This window comes from Ramlibacter humi (assembly GCF_004681975.1).
In the GTDB taxonomy this organism is placed as follows: domain Bacteria; phylum Pseudomonadota; class Gammaproteobacteria; order Burkholderiales; family Burkholderiaceae_C; genus Ramlibacter; species Ramlibacter humi.
In genome coordinates, this window is record NZ_SMLK01000007.1 from 160,816 (window position 1) to 174,946 (window position 14,131).

Sequence of the window (14,131 nt, forward strand, 5' to 3'; positions counted from 1 at the left end):
GTGGCTAAAGGGTCTCGAAGGGGCCGGCTTTCACGAAGGCGCCCCCCTGGTACTGCGCGGCCGGGTCCGAAGGATCGAGCGCGGGCTGCGCTTCCACCTTCGCCCTGAACTGCTCGGAGCTGTCGCGCGGCGTGAAGCCCAAATGCGCGGCTTTCGAGTTCTCCCACCACACGGTGCGGTTGGCCGACATGCCGTAGACGATGGCGTGGCCCAGCTTGGGCGTGAAGAGGCAGCAGCGCACCAGTTCCGTGAGGTCGGCGTAGCTGAGCCAGGTGACCATCATGCGGCGGTCCTTCGGCTCGGGGAACGACGAGCCGATGCGCAGGCAGGCGGTCTCGATGCCGTAGCGGTCGAAGTAGAAGCGCGAGAGGTCTTCGCCGAACGACTTCGACAGGCCGTAGTAGCCGTCGGGGCGGCGCGGCGAGTCGGCGTCCAGCATCTCGCCCTGCGGGTGGAAGCCGATGACGTGGTTGGAGCTGGCGAACACCACGCGCCTCGCACCGTGGCGCCGCGCCGCCTCATAGAGGTTGAAGACGCCCTTGATGTTGGCTTCGACGATCTCTTCGAACGGGCGCTCCACCGAGATGCCGCCCAGGTGGACGATGGCTTCGCAGCCTTGCACCAGCGCATCGACCGCCTTCTTGTCCGCGAGGTCGCAACGCACCACTTCCTCGCCCCGGCCGGCCGGGGACATCTGCGCGATGTCGGACAGGCGCAGCACGTCCGCGAACGGCTTGAGCCGGTCGCGCAGCACCTTGCCCAGCCCGCCGGCCGCACCGGTGAGCAGCAGCCGCCCGAATTTGTCCTGTTGCGCCATGTGGTCAGTTGTCATACAACATGTGGATTGATTATCATGAGCCGATGACAGCCGTGTCAACCGCCCCGACTCCGGAAAATCCCGAGTCCGCCGACCGGCCGACGCCGCTGCGCCGGCGCGGCCGCAGCCTGGCCCATGACCTGGTGGACAGTCTGGCCGGCGAGATCCGCGCGGGCCGCTTGCGGCCCGGCGACAAGCTGCCGACCGAGTCGGAATTCATGAAGACCTGGGGCGTCAGCCGCACCGTCGTGCGCGAAGCCCTGTCCCGCCTGCAGGCCGCCGGCGCGGTGGAAACGCGGCACGGCATCGGCACCTTCGTGCTGGCGCCGGCCGCCGGCCAGGGCTTCCGCATCGACCCTGCGGAACTGGCCACCGCGGTCGACGTGCTGGCCGTGCTGGAACTGCGAATCAGCCTGGAAACGGAGTCCGCGGGCCTGGCCGCCCAGAGGAGAACCGACTGGCAGCTGCAGGGATTGCGCGCGGCGCTGGACGACCTGGAGAACGCCTCCACGCAGGGCGACGCCATCGGCCCGGACCTGCGCTTCCACATCGCCATCGCCGAAGCCACGGGCAACCGCTACTTCGCGGACATCATGGCCTACCTGGGCGCCACGCTGATCCCGCGCGCGCGCATCAACTCGCCCCGCATCGCGATGGAGGACCTGCCGCAGTACCTGCGGCGCGTGAACCGCGAGCACGAGGAAATCTACGAAGCCATCGCGCGGCGCGACGCTGAATCGGCGCGCGCCGCCATGCGGCTGCACCTGACGAACAGCCGCGAACGCCTGCGCCGCGCGCAGGAAGCCACCGAAGACAAGGACTGAGCACCGCCGCGTCGGCAGGTTTGCTCAGTCGTCAGCCTAGTTGTACGATGACTAACTTCTTCCGGAAACAAGAACCAATGACCTGGAGCCGCCGCCTGCTGTCCACCCTGCCCGCCGCGTTGGCGGCACCGACCGTCCTGGCGCAGGGTCAATGGCCTTCGCGGCCCCACGTGCGCGCCCGCCTCTGCGGCCAGGGCGCCGAAGTCGTCGCCATGGAACCGGCCGAGCAGGACCGCTTCTTCGAAGCCGAGCGCAAGCGCTGGGCCCAGGTGGTGGCGCAGGCCGGCATCAAGCCCGATTGAACCGAATCCCCCCTCCCGCAAGACATGACCACTCCGCAAGAACTCAAGAGCACGCTCGCATCCGGCCTGCTGTCTTTCCCCCTCACCGACTTCGACGCCCAGGGCGATTTCGATCCACGCGGCTACACGGCCCGCCTGGAATGGCTGGCGCCGTATGGCGCCACCGCCCTCTTCGCCGCCGGCGGCACCGGCGAGTTCTTCTCGCTGACCGGCGACGAGTACCCGCGCGTGATCAAGACGGCCGTCGACACCTGCCGCGGCAAGGTGCCCATCATCGCGGGCGCCGGCGGCCCCACGCGCTTCGCCATCGCCTGCGCGCAAGCGGCCGAGCAGGCCGGCGCGCAAGGCGTGCTGCTGCTGCCGCACTACCTGACCGAGGCTTCGCAGGAAGGCCTGGCCGCGCACGTCGAGGCGGTGTGCAGGAGCGTGAAGTCCGGCGTCATCGTCTACAACCGCGGCGTCTGCAAGCTGCAGCCCGCCACGCTGGCGAAGCTGGCCGACCGCTGCCCGAACCTGGTGGGCTTCAAGGACGGCATCGGCGACATCGAGCTGATGGTCGCCATCTACCAGAAGATGGGCGACCGCTTCGCGTACCTGGGCGGCCTGCCCACCGCGGAGGTGTATGCCGCCGCGTACAAGGCGCTGGGCACGCCGGTGTATTCGTCGGCCGTCTTCAACTTCATCCCGAAGACCGCGATGGACTTCTACAAGGCCGTGCGCGACGACGACCAGGCCACGCAGCACCGCCTGCTGAAGCAGTTCTTCATGCCTTACCTCGACATCCGCAACAAGGGTGCCGGCTACGCGGTGAGCATCGTGAAGGCAGGCGCGAAGATCGCCGGCCACGACGCCGGCCCCGTGCGCGCGCCGCTCACCGACCTGAAGGCCGGCGAGGTGGAGCAGCTGCGCGCGCTGATCGCCCAACTGGGCCCGCAGTAAGCATGCTGCGCATCGCCGCCGGCGCCATGGCCTGCGACATCGAGCCGGCGATGGGCGGCTGCCTGAAGTCGCTGCGCTTGCACGGCATCGACGTGCTGCGGCCGACGCCCGGCAGCGTGGCCACGGCGCGCCAGTCGTCCAGCTACCCGCTGGTGCCTTGGTCCAATCGCATCGGCGAAGGCTTGCTGCGCTGGCGCGGGCGCACCGTGCGGATCGAGCGCAACAACGCGCCGGAGCCGCACGCGATCCATGGCACCGGGTGGCAGGACGCATGGCAGGTTGTCGCGCAGCATGCGGATCGCGTGGAGCTTTCGCTGGCGCATCGCGCGGACGCGCGTTGGCCGTTCGCTTTCGAAGCATCGCAGGCGCTGGCCGTGAGTGAGAGCGGACTGGACATGACGCTCTCCGTCACCAACCGGTCGCATGAGCCCATGCCCGCGGGACTGGGCTGGCATCCGTTCTTCGCCAAGCGCCCAGGCGCGCGCGTGCGGGTGCGCGCGAAAGGCCGCTGGGAGATGTCGGCCGGCAAGCTGCCGACGCAGCACGTTTCCCACACGGGCCTGGACACGGTCACCGACGCGCTGGACGTGGACCACTGCTTCGACGGCTGGGACGGCGAGGCGGAACTCGGCGACCACCTGCTGCGCATCACGGTGAGCTCGGCGTTGCGGCACATCGTGGTGTTCACGCACCCCAGCCGCGACATCATCGCCATCGAGCCGGTCACGCACGCGAACAACATCTACGGCGATCCGGCGATCGCTTCACAGACGCAGCATGACCTGGGCATCACCGAGCTGGCACCCGGCGAGACGCTCACCGCGGGCATGCGGATCGCCGTAGCGGCCGCTTAGTTGACGCGCAGCGCGCGGCCCAGTTCGCAGCCGGCGTCGTACAGCACGTCCAGCACGCCGTCGTTCGGCACCGGCACCGCGGTGGACGGCAAAGCCGAGGAGTGCACGGCCTTGCCCGCGGCGTCATAGCCGAGCACGCCCGCGGTGCGCACCTGCCGCTGCGCGCAATCGAACTGCAGTCGCAACACGGCGTTGTGCCAACGCGGGCCCGTCGCGGCCGCATCGGACGAGGTGCGCTTGAGCAACTGCGAAGGCGAACCGCGCACCGACACCGCGACGACGGGGCCGCGCACTTCGATGCTGGAGGCTTCGATCGCCAGTTCGGGCGCGCCGGGCACCGGCAGCCACGGCGGCACGGCCAGGGCGCCGCACGCGGCGCAACCGCCCAGCACCGCCGCGGCCAGCCGCTTCACGGCTTGCGGCCCAGGATCTCGCCGATGTTGGCGCGCGGTTCCAGCAACGGGTCGGGCTCGGCCGGCCCCTGTTCGTCGCGGGCTTCGCCGCGTTCGGCGGCCTGCGCTTCCGGCATGCCCACCTGCGCGCCCCCGCCGGTCAGGCTGTGCGTGCCTGCGGGCGCATGGCCGCCGCGCGCCGGCTTCTTCTCATCCGCCGCATGCCAGGGCTGCGGTTCAGTGCCGCCGGGGCGGTGCTTGGGAGTCTCGACCATCGCTGCTCCTCGTCACGGTTGCAACTGCGGGACGACGCCCGCAGCCTGCCGATTGTGGGAAGCGGCCGTCTCAGGGCTTGTGGGAGTGCTTCGCGCGACGCGGTCAGTCGGGTCGCGGGAGGGGACTGCGATGGTGCTCACGCCGTGCAACCTAGGTGCCCGGCGGCGCGCCTTGTAGTTCCGCCGCGAGGGATGGCGCAGGCCGGTTTTGATCAGCTGCCGTTGCAACCGCAACGCGGTGCATATGGCTCAGGCAACCGGCTGACCTGCCCGCCCTGAAATTTCCTACACGCGGGAGAGGCGCCTTTCGCGAGCATGCGGCGCATGACCACGCCCGTTCAAGCGCATTTCAGCGACAGCTGGTGGGCCGATTCCGGCGTCGACGACGACCGCCACCCCGGCGGCTTCGGCTTGTGGGCGCTGATCGTGCTGCTGGCGCTCGCGCCGGGCGCCGGCGTGCTGCTGACCATGTTCCTGGATTAGCGGCGGGACCAGCCGCTCAGTCCGCCGGCCCGGGCTGCGGGTCGAACGTCGACCAGGTCCATTCCGAACTTTCGAAGTCGCTGTCGCGAAACGGCTCCGGCGGCTGCTGCGCGCGCAGGCGATGCCAAAGAGCGGCGATGCGGCCGGGCCGCGTGCGCTCTTCGACGCGGGGTTCGGGTGTGTGTTCCATGGCTGAAGCTTTCCCTCGATGCGACGCATGCTCACGCGCTCGGGATGGCTCGGCTGTAGGACGGCGGCGAGTCCCGCATTGGGGCGTTGCGCCGTCGCGTGGACCTCGCGGCGTGCGCACGGCGTGTTCCCGGGTTGCCTTTTTTTTCAGCAATCCGTGGAAAGCGAATGTCCACGCCCCCTTGCCCCGGAAGGACCGGCCTTTCCCACAGAGTTGTCCACCGCAGCTGTGGGTTTGCGCCTACAGCCTCGCGCGCCTGGCGCCTGCACGGATGGGGCGCGAGCCCTTCAATGGGCGGCGCCGTCGCCGCGCGGGTCCTGCGCAGTCGCCCATGTGCGGCGGCTGTCATCGACCACCTTGAGCGCCGCCAGTTCGAAGGCGCCCTCGTGCTGCAGCTCCGCCTCGTACCAGGTGCCGTGCGCCTGCACGCCGGCCACGGCGTCGACAGTCATCACCAGCCCGCCGCGCGCATGCTGCACGCGCGCGCCCTTCCTTACCTTGCCGGCGCTCGCAAGTGCGTGCGCGCTGACGGACTGGTCCGCGTGGCTGTTCCGTCCCGCGCCTACACACGAGCCACCGCGCGCACCTTAGCCTGAGCTTCCATGAAGACACGCAGTACCCACAGCGGGGTGCCGCTCACGGTGACCGCGATCGAGCGGTCCGGCGACGGCTCCGTCACGCACCTGCACGGCGTCTACCGCGGCGGCCGCCCGTGGCGGCTGTCGATGCAGGACGCCTTGTCCGCCGTCCAGGCGGGGCACTACATCATGAGCCTTCGCCATGGGCCCACGCGCGTGCGGCTGGGCGTCGCCGGGCGGCCCGAAGCCCGCCTGGAGGCGCGCTCGCGCACGGGCGAGGACCTTCTGCTGGCGTTGCCGCAGGTGGAGATCGGGCAGGCGGCCTGAAGCCGCGAAGGTCAGCGGCCCGCGGCGCGGCGGGCCGGCTTGGGCGCGGGCGCCGCGGCCTGCTTGCGCGCGCGGGCGGCCTTCACGAGCCGGGCGGTGCTGCCTGCCTTGGGCGCCTTGGGGACCTTGGCCAGCAGGCGGGGCGCCGGCTCGAAGCGGTCCATGTACTCGCGGATCAGGCGGCGCATGACCTGCGACGGCGTCATGTCGTTCTCGCGGCAGACCCTTTCGAACTCACGCTTTCGCGTGGGGTCGAGCAGGACCGTGATCCGGGCAGTCTTGAGTTCCATTCGGGGCGCAGCGCAAATGTTAATCCGATTCTAATCGGATCAGGACTGCGCCCCAAGCGCGCGGGGAATGTCAGCCTTTAGTCTTGCGCGCGAGCGCCGGGCGCGCGGGCCTGGCATGTTGCTGCAGCTGCGCCTTGATCATCTGGCGCATCAGCTGGGAAGGCGTGATGTCCTGCGAGGCGCAGAGCTCCTCGAACTGCTGCTTCAGCTCGGGATCGAGCAGGAAGGTGAAGCGGGCGGCGGGCTTGGTGGACATGGGTACGGCGCGGCGTAGGGTAATGTCATTGTAATGACCAACTCAACAGTGGCGCATCCGAAATGCAACCGATGGCGTTGCCGAAGCGGCGCTGGCACATCCAAGGCACATCCAAGATGCCGCCTCCCTAGAATGGGGGCGTGCCCGCTTTGCGCCCCCTGAACATCCTGGTCGCCGACGACAACCGCGATGCCGCCGACACGCTGCGGGTCCTGCTGGAGATGGATGGGCATTCGGTGTGCCAGGTGGCCGACGGCCAGGAAGCGGTGGAAGCCGCCGGCCGCGTCCGGCCCGACCTGGCCATCCTGGACATCGGCATGCCGCGACTGAACGGCTACCTGGCCGCCGAAGCCATCCGCGACGAGGTGCCGCAGACCGTGCTGGTGGCGCTGTCCGGCTACGCCGACCCGGCGGCCGTGGCGCGCGGCAAGGAAGCCGGCTTCGTGCGGCACTTCGCCAAGCCGCTCGACCTGCAGCAACTACAGGAACTGCTGGAAGAGATTTCCGCCGGCTGAGGCAGTCAGCTTTCGCCGCGCTCCGCTTCGAGGTTGGCGCGGATGCGGGAAGCGCTTTGGAAACCACAGCCGCCCGCCGCATCCAGCGCGTGCGCCACGAACTCAAGCGCCGCGACGTGGCCGTCGCGCGCGTCGAACACCTCAGCCCCGGCTTTACGGCCGTCACCTTCGCCGGCCGCGCGCTGCCCACGGCCGCTTCGCTCGACCTGGAGTGGGTCGACACGCCCGAAGCACTGGTGCGATCCGTGCAGGCACTGCAATTGCCCGAGGGCGAAGGCTACGCCTGATGCGCCGGCGAAGGCGCGGTGATGAAGCGCTTGCGCGACGTCTTGCTGAACGAGAAGGGCCACCCGCGCGAAGCCGCGCGCATCGCGGCGTACTGGAAGCTGGGCGCCGCGGGCCACCACGAAAACCTGGAGTAGGCGCATGAGCATCCGCACGCTCAATCTCGACGACACGCTGTACGGCTACGTGCTGGACCACTCGCTGCGCGAGCATCCGCAACTGGCGGCCATCCGCGAAGCGACGCGCCACCACCCGCACCGCGGCATGCAGATCTCGCCCGAGCAAGGCCAGTTCATGGCGCTGCTCGCGAAACTGGTGGGCGCACGGCGCGCGATCGAGATCGGCGTGTTCACCGGCTACAGCGCGCTGGCCGTCGCGCTGGCACTGCCCGAAGACGGCCGCCTCCTGGCTTGCGACATCTCCGATGAGGACGTCGCCCAGGGCCGCCCGCACTGGCAAAGCGCCGGCGTCGCCCACAAGATCGACCTGCGCATCGCGCCCGCTTCGCAGACCCTCGCCGCCTGCCTCTCGGCCGGCGAGGCGGGCCGCTACGACTTCGCCTTCATCGACGCCGACAAGACCGGCTACGACGCGTACTACGAAGCGGTGCTGCAACTGCTGCGGCCCGGCGGCCTTGTCCTGTTGGACAACATGCTGCGCAACGGCGATGTGGCGCGGCCGTCCACGCATGCCGACGTCCGCGCCATCCAGGCGCTGAACGACAAGCTTCACCGCGACGAACGCGTCGACATCTCGCTTCTGCCCATCAGCGACGGCATCACCCTGGCCCGCAAGCGCTGAGCCGAGAACGCCTAGGGGTTTTCTCGCAGAGCCGCGGCAACGCAGGCGAAAGCGAGGCCTTAAGAATTCTTTTTCCCGTCTCCGGCCTGACTTTGAACTGAAGACGTTCGAAGTTCGCGCTTGTCGGGCCGAAGTCAGCCTGCCTACGATGCATGCGCTGTCACTTGAGGCAAGACAAAAAGGAGACGACAGGTGCCCGCCTGGGACGGACTGTCCACCGCGGAAATGGAAGTGCTGCAGACCGTGTTCTGGTCGGCGGCCACTTCGCGCACGGGCCTGGCGAGCCGCCTCGCCTATTCGCGCACCAAGGCCAACAGCCTGATCGCGGGGCTGATCGAACAGGGCCTGGTGCAGGAGGCCGGGCTGCAGGCTTCGTCCGGCGGCCGCCGGCCCGAGACGCTGCAGCTCGCGGGCGAACTGGGCGTGGTGATCGGCGCCGACCTCGGCGCCACCAGCCTCGACGTCGCCGTGATGCGGCCCGACCTGCGCATCATCGCCAGCCGTTCGGAAGAAGCCGACGTGCGCGCGGGTCCCGGCGTGGTGCTGGCGCGCGTGCGGCAGTTGATGCGCGAACTGCTCGCCATGAACGGGCTGTCGCCCAGGCAGGTGATCGCCATCGGCCTGGGCGTGCCCGGCCCGGTGGACTTCGCCAGCGGCCAGCTGGTGAACCCGCCGCTCATGCCCGAGTGGGACGCCTTCTCCATCCGCGACTACCTGGGCGAGGCTTTCGACGCGCCGGTGTTCGTCGACAACGACGTCAACCTCATGGCGCTGGGAGAACTGTGGCGGCTGCAACGCAGCCTGCAGAACTTCCTGGTGATCAAGGTGGGCACCGGCATCGGCTGCGGCATCGTGTGCCACGGCGAGGTTTACCGCGGCGCCAACGGCTCGGCCGGCGACGTGGGCCACATCTGCGTCGACCAGGCCGGGCCGCGCTGCCACTGCGGCAACGTCGGCTGCCTGGAAGCCATGGCCGCCGGCCCCGCCATCGCGGCCATGGCGCAGCAGGCCGCGGAACGTGGCGAGAGCCGCTCGCTGGCCGAAGCGCTGCGTGCCACCGGCCGGCTCACCGCGGCGGACGTCGGCCAGGCCAGCCGCAACGGCGACGCCGCGGCCAACGCCATCATCCAGCGCGCGGGCAGCCTGGTGGGCCAGATGCTCGCGTCGGTGGTGAACTTCTTCAACCCATCGCACGTGTTCATCGGCGGCGGCGTCACGCAGGTGGGGCCGCTGTTCCTCGCGTCGGTGCGACAGAGCGTGTATCACCGCTCGCTGGCGCTTTCCACGCGGCATCTGGAGATCCAGTACACGCCGCTGGGCACGCACGCGGGCGTCACCGGCACCGGCGTGCTGGCGATGCAGGAAGCACTGCGTCTCTCGGGAGCTCCCGCATGAGCCTGGCCGTGGCCTTCGAGGACATCCGCAAGGCTTTCGGCCCGGTGGAGGTTCTTCACGGCGTGAGCTTCGCGCTGGAGCCTGGGCGCATCTACGGCCTGCTGGGCGAGAACGGCGCGGGCAAGTCCACGCTGATGAAGATCCTGGCGGGCTACGAACAGCCCACGAGCGGCACGCTGCGCGTCGGCGGCGAAGCGGTCCAGCTGGCCACGTCGCGCGAAGCGGAGCAGCGCGGCATCGTGCTGATCCACCAGGAATTCAACCTGGCGGAAGACCTGACCATCGCGCAGAACATCTTCCTCGGCCACGAAAAAAAGCGCGGCTGGCTGCTGGACGACGAAACCATGGCGCGGGAAGCGCAGCGCGTGCTCGCCGAAGTCGGCTTGCAGGCTTCGCCCGCCACGCGCGTGCGGGACCTGATCGTCGCCGAGAAGCAGCTGGTGGAGATCGCCCGCGCCCTGGCACGCAACGCGCGCCTGCTGATCATGGACGAGCCCACCGCGACGCTGACGCCCGGCGAGACCGAGCGCCTGTTCGCGCTGATGGCGCGGCTGAAGGCGGCGGGCACCACCATCGTCTACATCTCGCACAAGCTGGACGAGGTGGAGCGCATCACCGACGACATCGTGGTGATGCGCGACGGCCGATTCGTCACACGGCGCCCCACGCGGGAAGTACCGCGCCGCGAGATGGCCAACCTGATGGTGGGCCGCGAGCTCGCCGACCTGTTCCCGCCGCTGGACCCGGTGCCGGCCGGCGCCCCCGTGCTGCTGCGCGTGCGCAACCTCAGCGTCGAAGGCTGGGCTTCGCAGGCCAGCTTCGAGGTGCGCGCGGGCGAGATTTTCGGCTTCGCCGGCCTGGTAGGCGCGGGCCGCACCGAGCTGTTCGAAGGCCTGCTCGGGCTGCGCCGCTGCCAGGCCGATGCCATCGAGATCGTCTCGCGCAACGTGCGTCCCGGCAATCCGCGCGACGCAGCGGACGCGGGCCTCACCTACCTGAGCGAAGACCGCAAGGGCAAGGGCCTGCACGTGCACTTCGGTCTCGCCGAAAACCTGACGCTGATGAACCTGCGCCGCTACCTGCGGCCCTTCCTCTCGCCCGCGGCCGAGCGCCAGGCGCTGAAGCAGGCGGTCGATGAATTCGGCATCCGTACCGGCGACCTCGACGCGCGTGCGTCGCAGCTCTCGGGCGGCAACCAGCAGAAGCTGGCGCTGGCCAAGGTGCTGCACACCGACCCGCGCGTGGTGGTGCTGGACGAACCCACGCGCGGCGTGGACGTGGGCGCCAAGCGCGACATCTACTTCCTGGTGCACAGGCTCGCCGCGCAGGGCCGCGCGGTGGTGGTGATCTCCTCCGAACTGCCGGAGCTGATCGGGCTGTGCCACCGCGTGGCCGTCATGCGCGCCGGCCGCATCACCGCCACGCTGGACCGCGCCCAACTGAACGAAGAGGAGCTGATCGGCCATGCCACCGGAACACGCTGACGCCGCCACGGCATCGCCGCGGCACCAGGCCCGCCGGCCCTGGTGGGGCCGCCTGCACGGCATGGGGCCGGTGCTGGGCCTGGTGCTGCTGTGCATCGCGGGCACGGCGCTGAACGGCGATTTCGCCACCTGGGGCAACGCGCTGAACGTGCTGACGCGCACCGCCTTCATCGGGATCATCGCGGTGGGCATGTGCTTCGTGATCATCTCCGGCGGCATCGACCTGTCCGTCGGGTCGATGGCGGCGCTGATCGCGGGCTGCGTGATCCTGCTGATGAACTGGCTGGGGCAGTCGATGGCATCCTCGCCCGTGCTGGTGGTGGCGCTCGGCATGGCGCTGGCGCTCGTCCTGGGCGCCGCGTTCGGGCTGGCGCACGGGCTGCTGATCACCAAGGGGCGCATCGAGCCTTTCATCGTGACCCTGGGCACGCTGGGCATCTTCCGCGCGTACCTCACCTACTTCGCCGACGGCGGCGCCATCACGCTGGACAACGCGTTGGCCGACGTCTACGCCCCGGTGTACTACGGCAGCCTGCTCGGCCTGCCGGTCCCCGTGTGGTTCTTCGGGCTGGTGGCGGTGCTCGGCGGCTTCATCCTCAACCGCACCGCCTACGGCCGCTACGTGCAGGCCATCGGCAGCAACGAGCAGGTGGCGCGCTACGCCGCCGTCGACGTGGACAAGGTGAAGATCCTCACCTACGTGCTGCTGGGCCTTTGCGTGGGCATCGCGACGCTCCTGTATGTCCCGCGCCTGGGATCGGCCTCGCCGACCACCGGCCTGCTGTGGGAGCTGGAGGCGATCGCGGCCGTCATCGTGGGCGGCACCGCGCTGAAGGGCGGCGCGGGCAGCATCACCGGCACCGTGGTGGGCGCGATCCTGCTCTCGGTCATCAGCAACATCCTGAACCTCACCAGCATCATCAGCGTGTACCTCAACGCGGCGGTGCAGGGTTTCGTGATCATCGCCGTGGCTTTCCTCCAGCGGGGCCGGCGATGAACAGTTCCTTCCCCCGCTGACACACCCATCCAAGGAGACAAAGATGCAACGAGTGACCCGCCGGCTGGCCGTGGCCGCCGCAACCCTGGCGCTGGCCGCCGCCGCCATCCCCGCGATGGCGCAAGCCAAGAAGGAGGTGCTGGGCGTTTCCATGCCCGCCGCCACGCACAGCTTCATGGCCGGCGCCGTGTACTGGGCCAACGAGGCGAAGAAGGACCTGGAGAAGAACAACCCGAACATCCAGGTGATCGTGAAGACGGCCAAGGACGCTTCGGAGCAGGCCAACCAGCTGCAGGACCTGGTGACGGTCAACAAGATCACCTCGCTGGTGGTGTTCCCGTTCGAGTCGGCCGCGCTGACCAAGCCGGTGGCGCAGGTGAAGGCCAAAGGCGTGTACGTCACCGTGGTCGACCGCGGCCTGACCGACACCAGCGCGCAGGACGCCTACGTGTCCGGCGACAACACCGCGTTCGGCAAAATCCCCGCCGAGTACATCGCCAAGGCGCTGGGCGGCAAGGGCGAGATCGTCGCGCTGCGCGGCATCCCGACCACGCTGGACAACGAGCGCATGGACGCCTTCAACGCCGTGATGAAGAACTATCCCGGCATCAAGCTGCTGGACGCCAAGCACGCCAACTGGAACCGCGACGACGCGTTCAAGGTGACGCAGGACTTCCTGACGCGCTTCAAGCACATCGACGCGATCTGGGCCGCCGACGACGACATGGCCGTGGGCGTGCTCAAGGCCATCGACCAGGCCAAGCGCAAGGACATCAAGCTGGTGTTCGGCGGCGCGGGCGCCAAGGGCGCGATCAAGACCCTGATGGACGGCAGCGACCCGCTGATCCAGGCCAACGTGTCCTACTCGCCCAAGTTCATGTACGACGCCATCAAGATGACCGGCGAGGCGCGGCTGAAGGGCCAGAAGCTGCCGGCGACCAACATCGTCCCGTCGGTGCTGATCACCAAGCAGAACGCCAAGGAGTTCTACTTCCCGAACTCTCCTTTCTGAGTTCCTGTCTTCCTCCCTCTCCCCCTGGGAGAGGGTTGGGGTGAGGGCACGCATGGCGCCCTGACCCCAACCCATCTTCGCTGGAGACGACATGCCCAGACCCGTCACCCTCTTCACCGGCCAGTGGGCCGACCTCCCCCTCGCCGAACTCGCGCCGCTCGCCAGGCGCATGGGCTACGACGGCCTGGAGCTGGCCTGCTGGGGCGACCACTTCAACGTGCAGGAAGCCCTCGCCAGCGACAGCTACGTGCGCGACAAGTGGGCGTTGCTGGAAGAGCATGGCCTCACTTCCCTGGCCATCGGCAACCACCTGGTCGGCCAGGCCGTGTGCGACCTGATCGACGAGCGCCACCAGTCCATCCTGCCCCAGCACGTGTGGGGCGACGGCGATCCTGAAGGCGTGCGCCAGCGCGCGGCGAAAGAGTTGTCGGACACCGCTCGCGCGGCGAAGAAGTTCGGCGTGAAGACCGTCACCGGTTTCACCGGCTCCTCGATCTGGCACGCGACCTACGCCTTCCCGCCCACCTCGCAGGACTTCTGGGACAAGGGTTTCGCCGACTTCGGCAGGCGCTTCACGCCCATCCTCGACACCTTCGAGAAGTCGGACGTCAACTTCGCGCTGGAAGTGCACCCGACGGAGATCGCGTTCGACATCGCCAGCAGCCAGCGCGCGATCGAAGCCGTGAAGGGCCACCAGCGCTTCGGCTTCAACTTCGACCCCAGCCACCTGGCCTACCAGGGCGTGGACTACGTGAAGTTCATCCGCACCTTCCCGGACCGCATCTACAACGCCCACATGAAGGACGTCTGGTGGGGCAAGGGCGACGGCACGGTCGGCGTGTTCGGCGGCCATACCAGCTTCGGCGACGCGCGCCGCTTCTGGGACTTCCGCAGCGTGGGCCGCGGCATGGTGGACTTCGAAGCCATCATCGTCGCGCTCAACGACGCCGGCTACGCCGGCCCGCTGTCGGTGGAATGGGAAGACAGCCGCATGGACCGCGTGCACGGCGCCACCGAAAGCGCCGCGTTCTGCAAGCGCCTGGACTTCCCCGCCGCGGCCGGCGCCTTCGACGCGGTGTTCGCGCGGGAGAACCAGTGAGCTCCCGAATCCGCTA

21 protein-coding genes and 1 pseudogene are annotated in these 14,131 nt (G+C 69.1%); 15 read left to right on the top strand and 7 right to left on the bottom strand.

The genetic code is table 11. The annotated features are described in order from the left end of the window. Nucleotides 1-4: 4 nt before the first annotated feature. Complete coding sequence (locus tag EZ216_RS18465; RefSeq protein ID WP_135251261.1) at nucleotides 5-817, bottom strand: NAD-dependent epimerase/dehydratase family protein; 813 nt, start codon at nucleotides 815-817, stop codon at nucleotides 5-7. A gap of 44 nt (nucleotides 818-861) precedes the next feature. Between EZ216_RS18465 and EZ216_RS18470 the strand changes: the two genes are divergently transcribed. The 4 genes from EZ216_RS18470 (at nucleotide 862) to EZ216_RS18485 (ending at nucleotide 3,736) form a co-directional block, all read left to right on the top strand. Beyond that, on the top strand, nucleotides 862-1,641 hold the full coding sequence (locus tag EZ216_RS18470; protein ID WP_135251262.1) for a FadR/GntR family transcriptional regulator: 780 nt from the start codon (nucleotides 862-864) through the stop codon (nucleotides 1,639-1,641). A 77-nt stretch (nucleotides 1,642-1,718) separates the two neighbouring features. After that, nucleotides 1,719-1,943: a type 2 periplasmic-binding domain-containing protein gene (locus EZ216_RS22105; protein WP_205959705.1), complete on the top strand. Its 225-nt coding sequence runs from the start codon at nucleotides 1,719-1,721 to the stop codon at nucleotides 1,941-1,943. A gap of 24 nt (nucleotides 1,944-1,967) precedes the next feature. Further along, nucleotides 1,968-2,882: a 5-dehydro-4-deoxyglucarate dehydratase gene (gene kdgD / locus EZ216_RS18480; RefSeq protein WP_135251263.1), complete on the top strand. Its 915-nt coding sequence runs from the start codon at nucleotides 1,968-1,970 to the stop codon at nucleotides 2,880-2,882. Between the two features lie 2 nt (nucleotides 2,883-2,884). Then, complete coding sequence (locus tag EZ216_RS18485; RefSeq protein WP_135251264.1) at nucleotides 2,885-3,736, top strand: aldose 1-epimerase; 852 nt, start codon at nucleotides 2,885-2,887, stop codon at nucleotides 3,734-3,736. Here the strand turns inward: EZ216_RS18485 and EZ216_RS18490 are convergent. Both EZ216_RS18490 and EZ216_RS18495 read right to left on the bottom strand, forming a co-directional pair. Then, nucleotides 3,733-4,149, bottom strand: a complete 417-nt coding sequence (locus EZ216_RS18490; RefSeq protein WP_135251265.1) for a hypothetical protein — start codon at nucleotides 4,147-4,149, stop codon at nucleotides 3,733-3,735. The genes EZ216_RS18485 and EZ216_RS18490 overlap by 4 nt on opposite strands. Further along, complete coding sequence (locus EZ216_RS18495) at nucleotides 4,146-4,403, bottom strand: hypothetical protein (RefSeq protein ID WP_135251266.1); 258 nt, start codon at nucleotides 4,401-4,403, stop codon at nucleotides 4,146-4,148. The genes EZ216_RS18490 and EZ216_RS18495 overlap by 4 nt, the downstream gene beginning before the upstream one ends. Nucleotides 4,404-4,727: 324 nt before the next feature. Between EZ216_RS18495 and EZ216_RS21500 the strand changes: the two genes are divergently transcribed. After that, nucleotides 4,728-4,886 carry a hypothetical protein gene (locus tag EZ216_RS21500; RefSeq protein ID WP_167772957.1) on the top strand — a complete coding sequence of 53 codons (159 nt, stop codon included), beginning with the start codon at nucleotides 4,728-4,730 and terminating at the stop codon, nucleotides 4,884-4,886. A gap of 16 nt (nucleotides 4,887-4,902) precedes the next feature. Here EZ216_RS21500 and EZ216_RS21505 read toward each other — a convergent pair whose 3' ends face one another. Both EZ216_RS21505 and EZ216_RS18500 read right to left on the bottom strand, forming a co-directional pair. Beyond that, nucleotides 4,903-5,076, bottom strand: a complete 174-nt coding sequence (locus EZ216_RS21505) for a hypothetical protein (protein ID WP_167772958.1) — start codon at nucleotides 5,074-5,076, stop codon at nucleotides 4,903-4,905. Between the two features lie 287 nt (nucleotides 5,077-5,363). Further along, nucleotides 5,364-5,555, bottom strand: a complete 192-nt coding sequence (locus tag EZ216_RS18500; RefSeq protein ID WP_135251267.1) for a hypothetical protein — start codon at nucleotides 5,553-5,555, stop codon at nucleotides 5,364-5,366. A 123-nt stretch (nucleotides 5,556-5,678) separates the two neighbouring features. On the opposite strand from EZ216_RS18500, the gene EZ216_RS18505 reads away from it, so the two are divergent. Further along, nucleotides 5,679-5,981 (top strand): hypothetical protein, encoded by a 303-nt coding sequence (locus EZ216_RS18505; protein WP_135251268.1) that lies wholly within the window; start codon nucleotides 5,679-5,681, stop codon nucleotides 5,979-5,981. An 11-nt stretch (nucleotides 5,982-5,992) separates the two neighbouring features. Here EZ216_RS18505 and EZ216_RS22110 read toward each other — a convergent pair whose 3' ends face one another. Together EZ216_RS22110 and EZ216_RS18515 are read right to left on the bottom strand one after the other, a co-directional pair. Beyond that, on the bottom strand, nucleotides 5,993-6,271 hold the full coding sequence (locus tag EZ216_RS22110) for a ribbon-helix-helix protein (protein ID WP_439126745.1): 279 nt from the start codon (nucleotides 6,269-6,271) through the stop codon (nucleotides 5,993-5,995). A 70-nt stretch (nucleotides 6,272-6,341) separates the two neighbouring features. Next, entirely contained in the window at nucleotides 6,342-6,527 is a 186-nt protein-coding gene (locus tag EZ216_RS18515) for a ribbon-helix-helix protein (RefSeq protein WP_135251269.1), read from the bottom strand. 140 nt (nucleotides 6,528-6,667) lie between these two features. Between EZ216_RS18515 and EZ216_RS18520 the strand changes: the two genes are divergently transcribed. From EZ216_RS18520 to EZ216_RS18555, 9 genes and pseudogenes are all read left to right on the top strand, one after another. Continuing rightward, the gene (locus EZ216_RS18520; protein ID WP_135251270.1) at nucleotides 6,668-7,042 is read left to right on the top strand and encodes a response regulator; all 375 of its coding nucleotides are present in this window, start codon (nucleotides 6,668-6,670) and stop codon (nucleotides 7,040-7,042) included. 56 nt (nucleotides 7,043-7,098) lie between these two features. Beyond that, on the top strand, nucleotides 7,099-7,329 hold the full coding sequence (locus EZ216_RS21860) for a hypothetical protein (protein ID WP_239024434.1): 231 nt from the start codon (nucleotides 7,099-7,101) through the stop codon (nucleotides 7,327-7,329). Nucleotides 7,330-7,344: 15 nt separating this feature from the next. Next, nucleotides 7,345-7,464, top strand: a pseudogene (locus tag EZ216_RS21865) (siderophore-interacting protein); the annotation flags it as partial. A gap of 4 nt (nucleotides 7,465-7,468) precedes the next feature. Next, nucleotides 7,469-8,128, top strand: a complete 660-nt coding sequence (locus tag EZ216_RS18530) for a class I SAM-dependent methyltransferase (protein WP_135251271.1) — start codon at nucleotides 7,469-7,471, stop codon at nucleotides 8,126-8,128. Between the two features lie 225 nt (nucleotides 8,129-8,353). Further along, a complete protein-coding gene (locus tag EZ216_RS18535) occupies nucleotides 8,354-9,523 on the top strand; it encodes an ROK family protein (RefSeq protein WP_135251309.1) in 1,170 nt (389 codons plus the stop codon). Further along, entirely contained in the window at nucleotides 9,520-11,007 is a 1,488-nt protein-coding gene (locus EZ216_RS18540; protein WP_135251272.1) for a sugar ABC transporter ATP-binding protein, read from the top strand. The genes EZ216_RS18535 and EZ216_RS18540 overlap by 4 nt, the downstream gene beginning before the upstream one ends. Next, nucleotides 10,988-12,004 carry an ABC transporter permease gene (locus tag EZ216_RS18545; RefSeq protein ID WP_135251273.1) on the top strand — a complete coding sequence of 339 codons (1,017 nt, stop codon included), beginning with the start codon at nucleotides 10,988-10,990 and terminating at the stop codon, nucleotides 12,002-12,004. Before EZ216_RS18540 ends, EZ216_RS18545 begins: the two co-directional genes overlap by 20 nt. A 43-nt stretch (nucleotides 12,005-12,047) precedes the next feature. Then, nucleotides 12,048-13,016: a substrate-binding domain-containing protein gene (locus tag EZ216_RS18550; protein ID WP_135251274.1), complete on the top strand. Its 969-nt coding sequence runs from the start codon at nucleotides 12,048-12,050 to the stop codon at nucleotides 13,014-13,016. 91 nt (nucleotides 13,017-13,107) lie between these two features. After that, a complete protein-coding gene (locus EZ216_RS18555) occupies nucleotides 13,108-14,115 on the top strand; it encodes a sugar phosphate isomerase/epimerase family protein (RefSeq protein WP_135251275.1) in 1,008 nt (335 codons plus the stop codon). Nucleotides 14,116-14,131 lie beyond the last annotated feature (16 nt).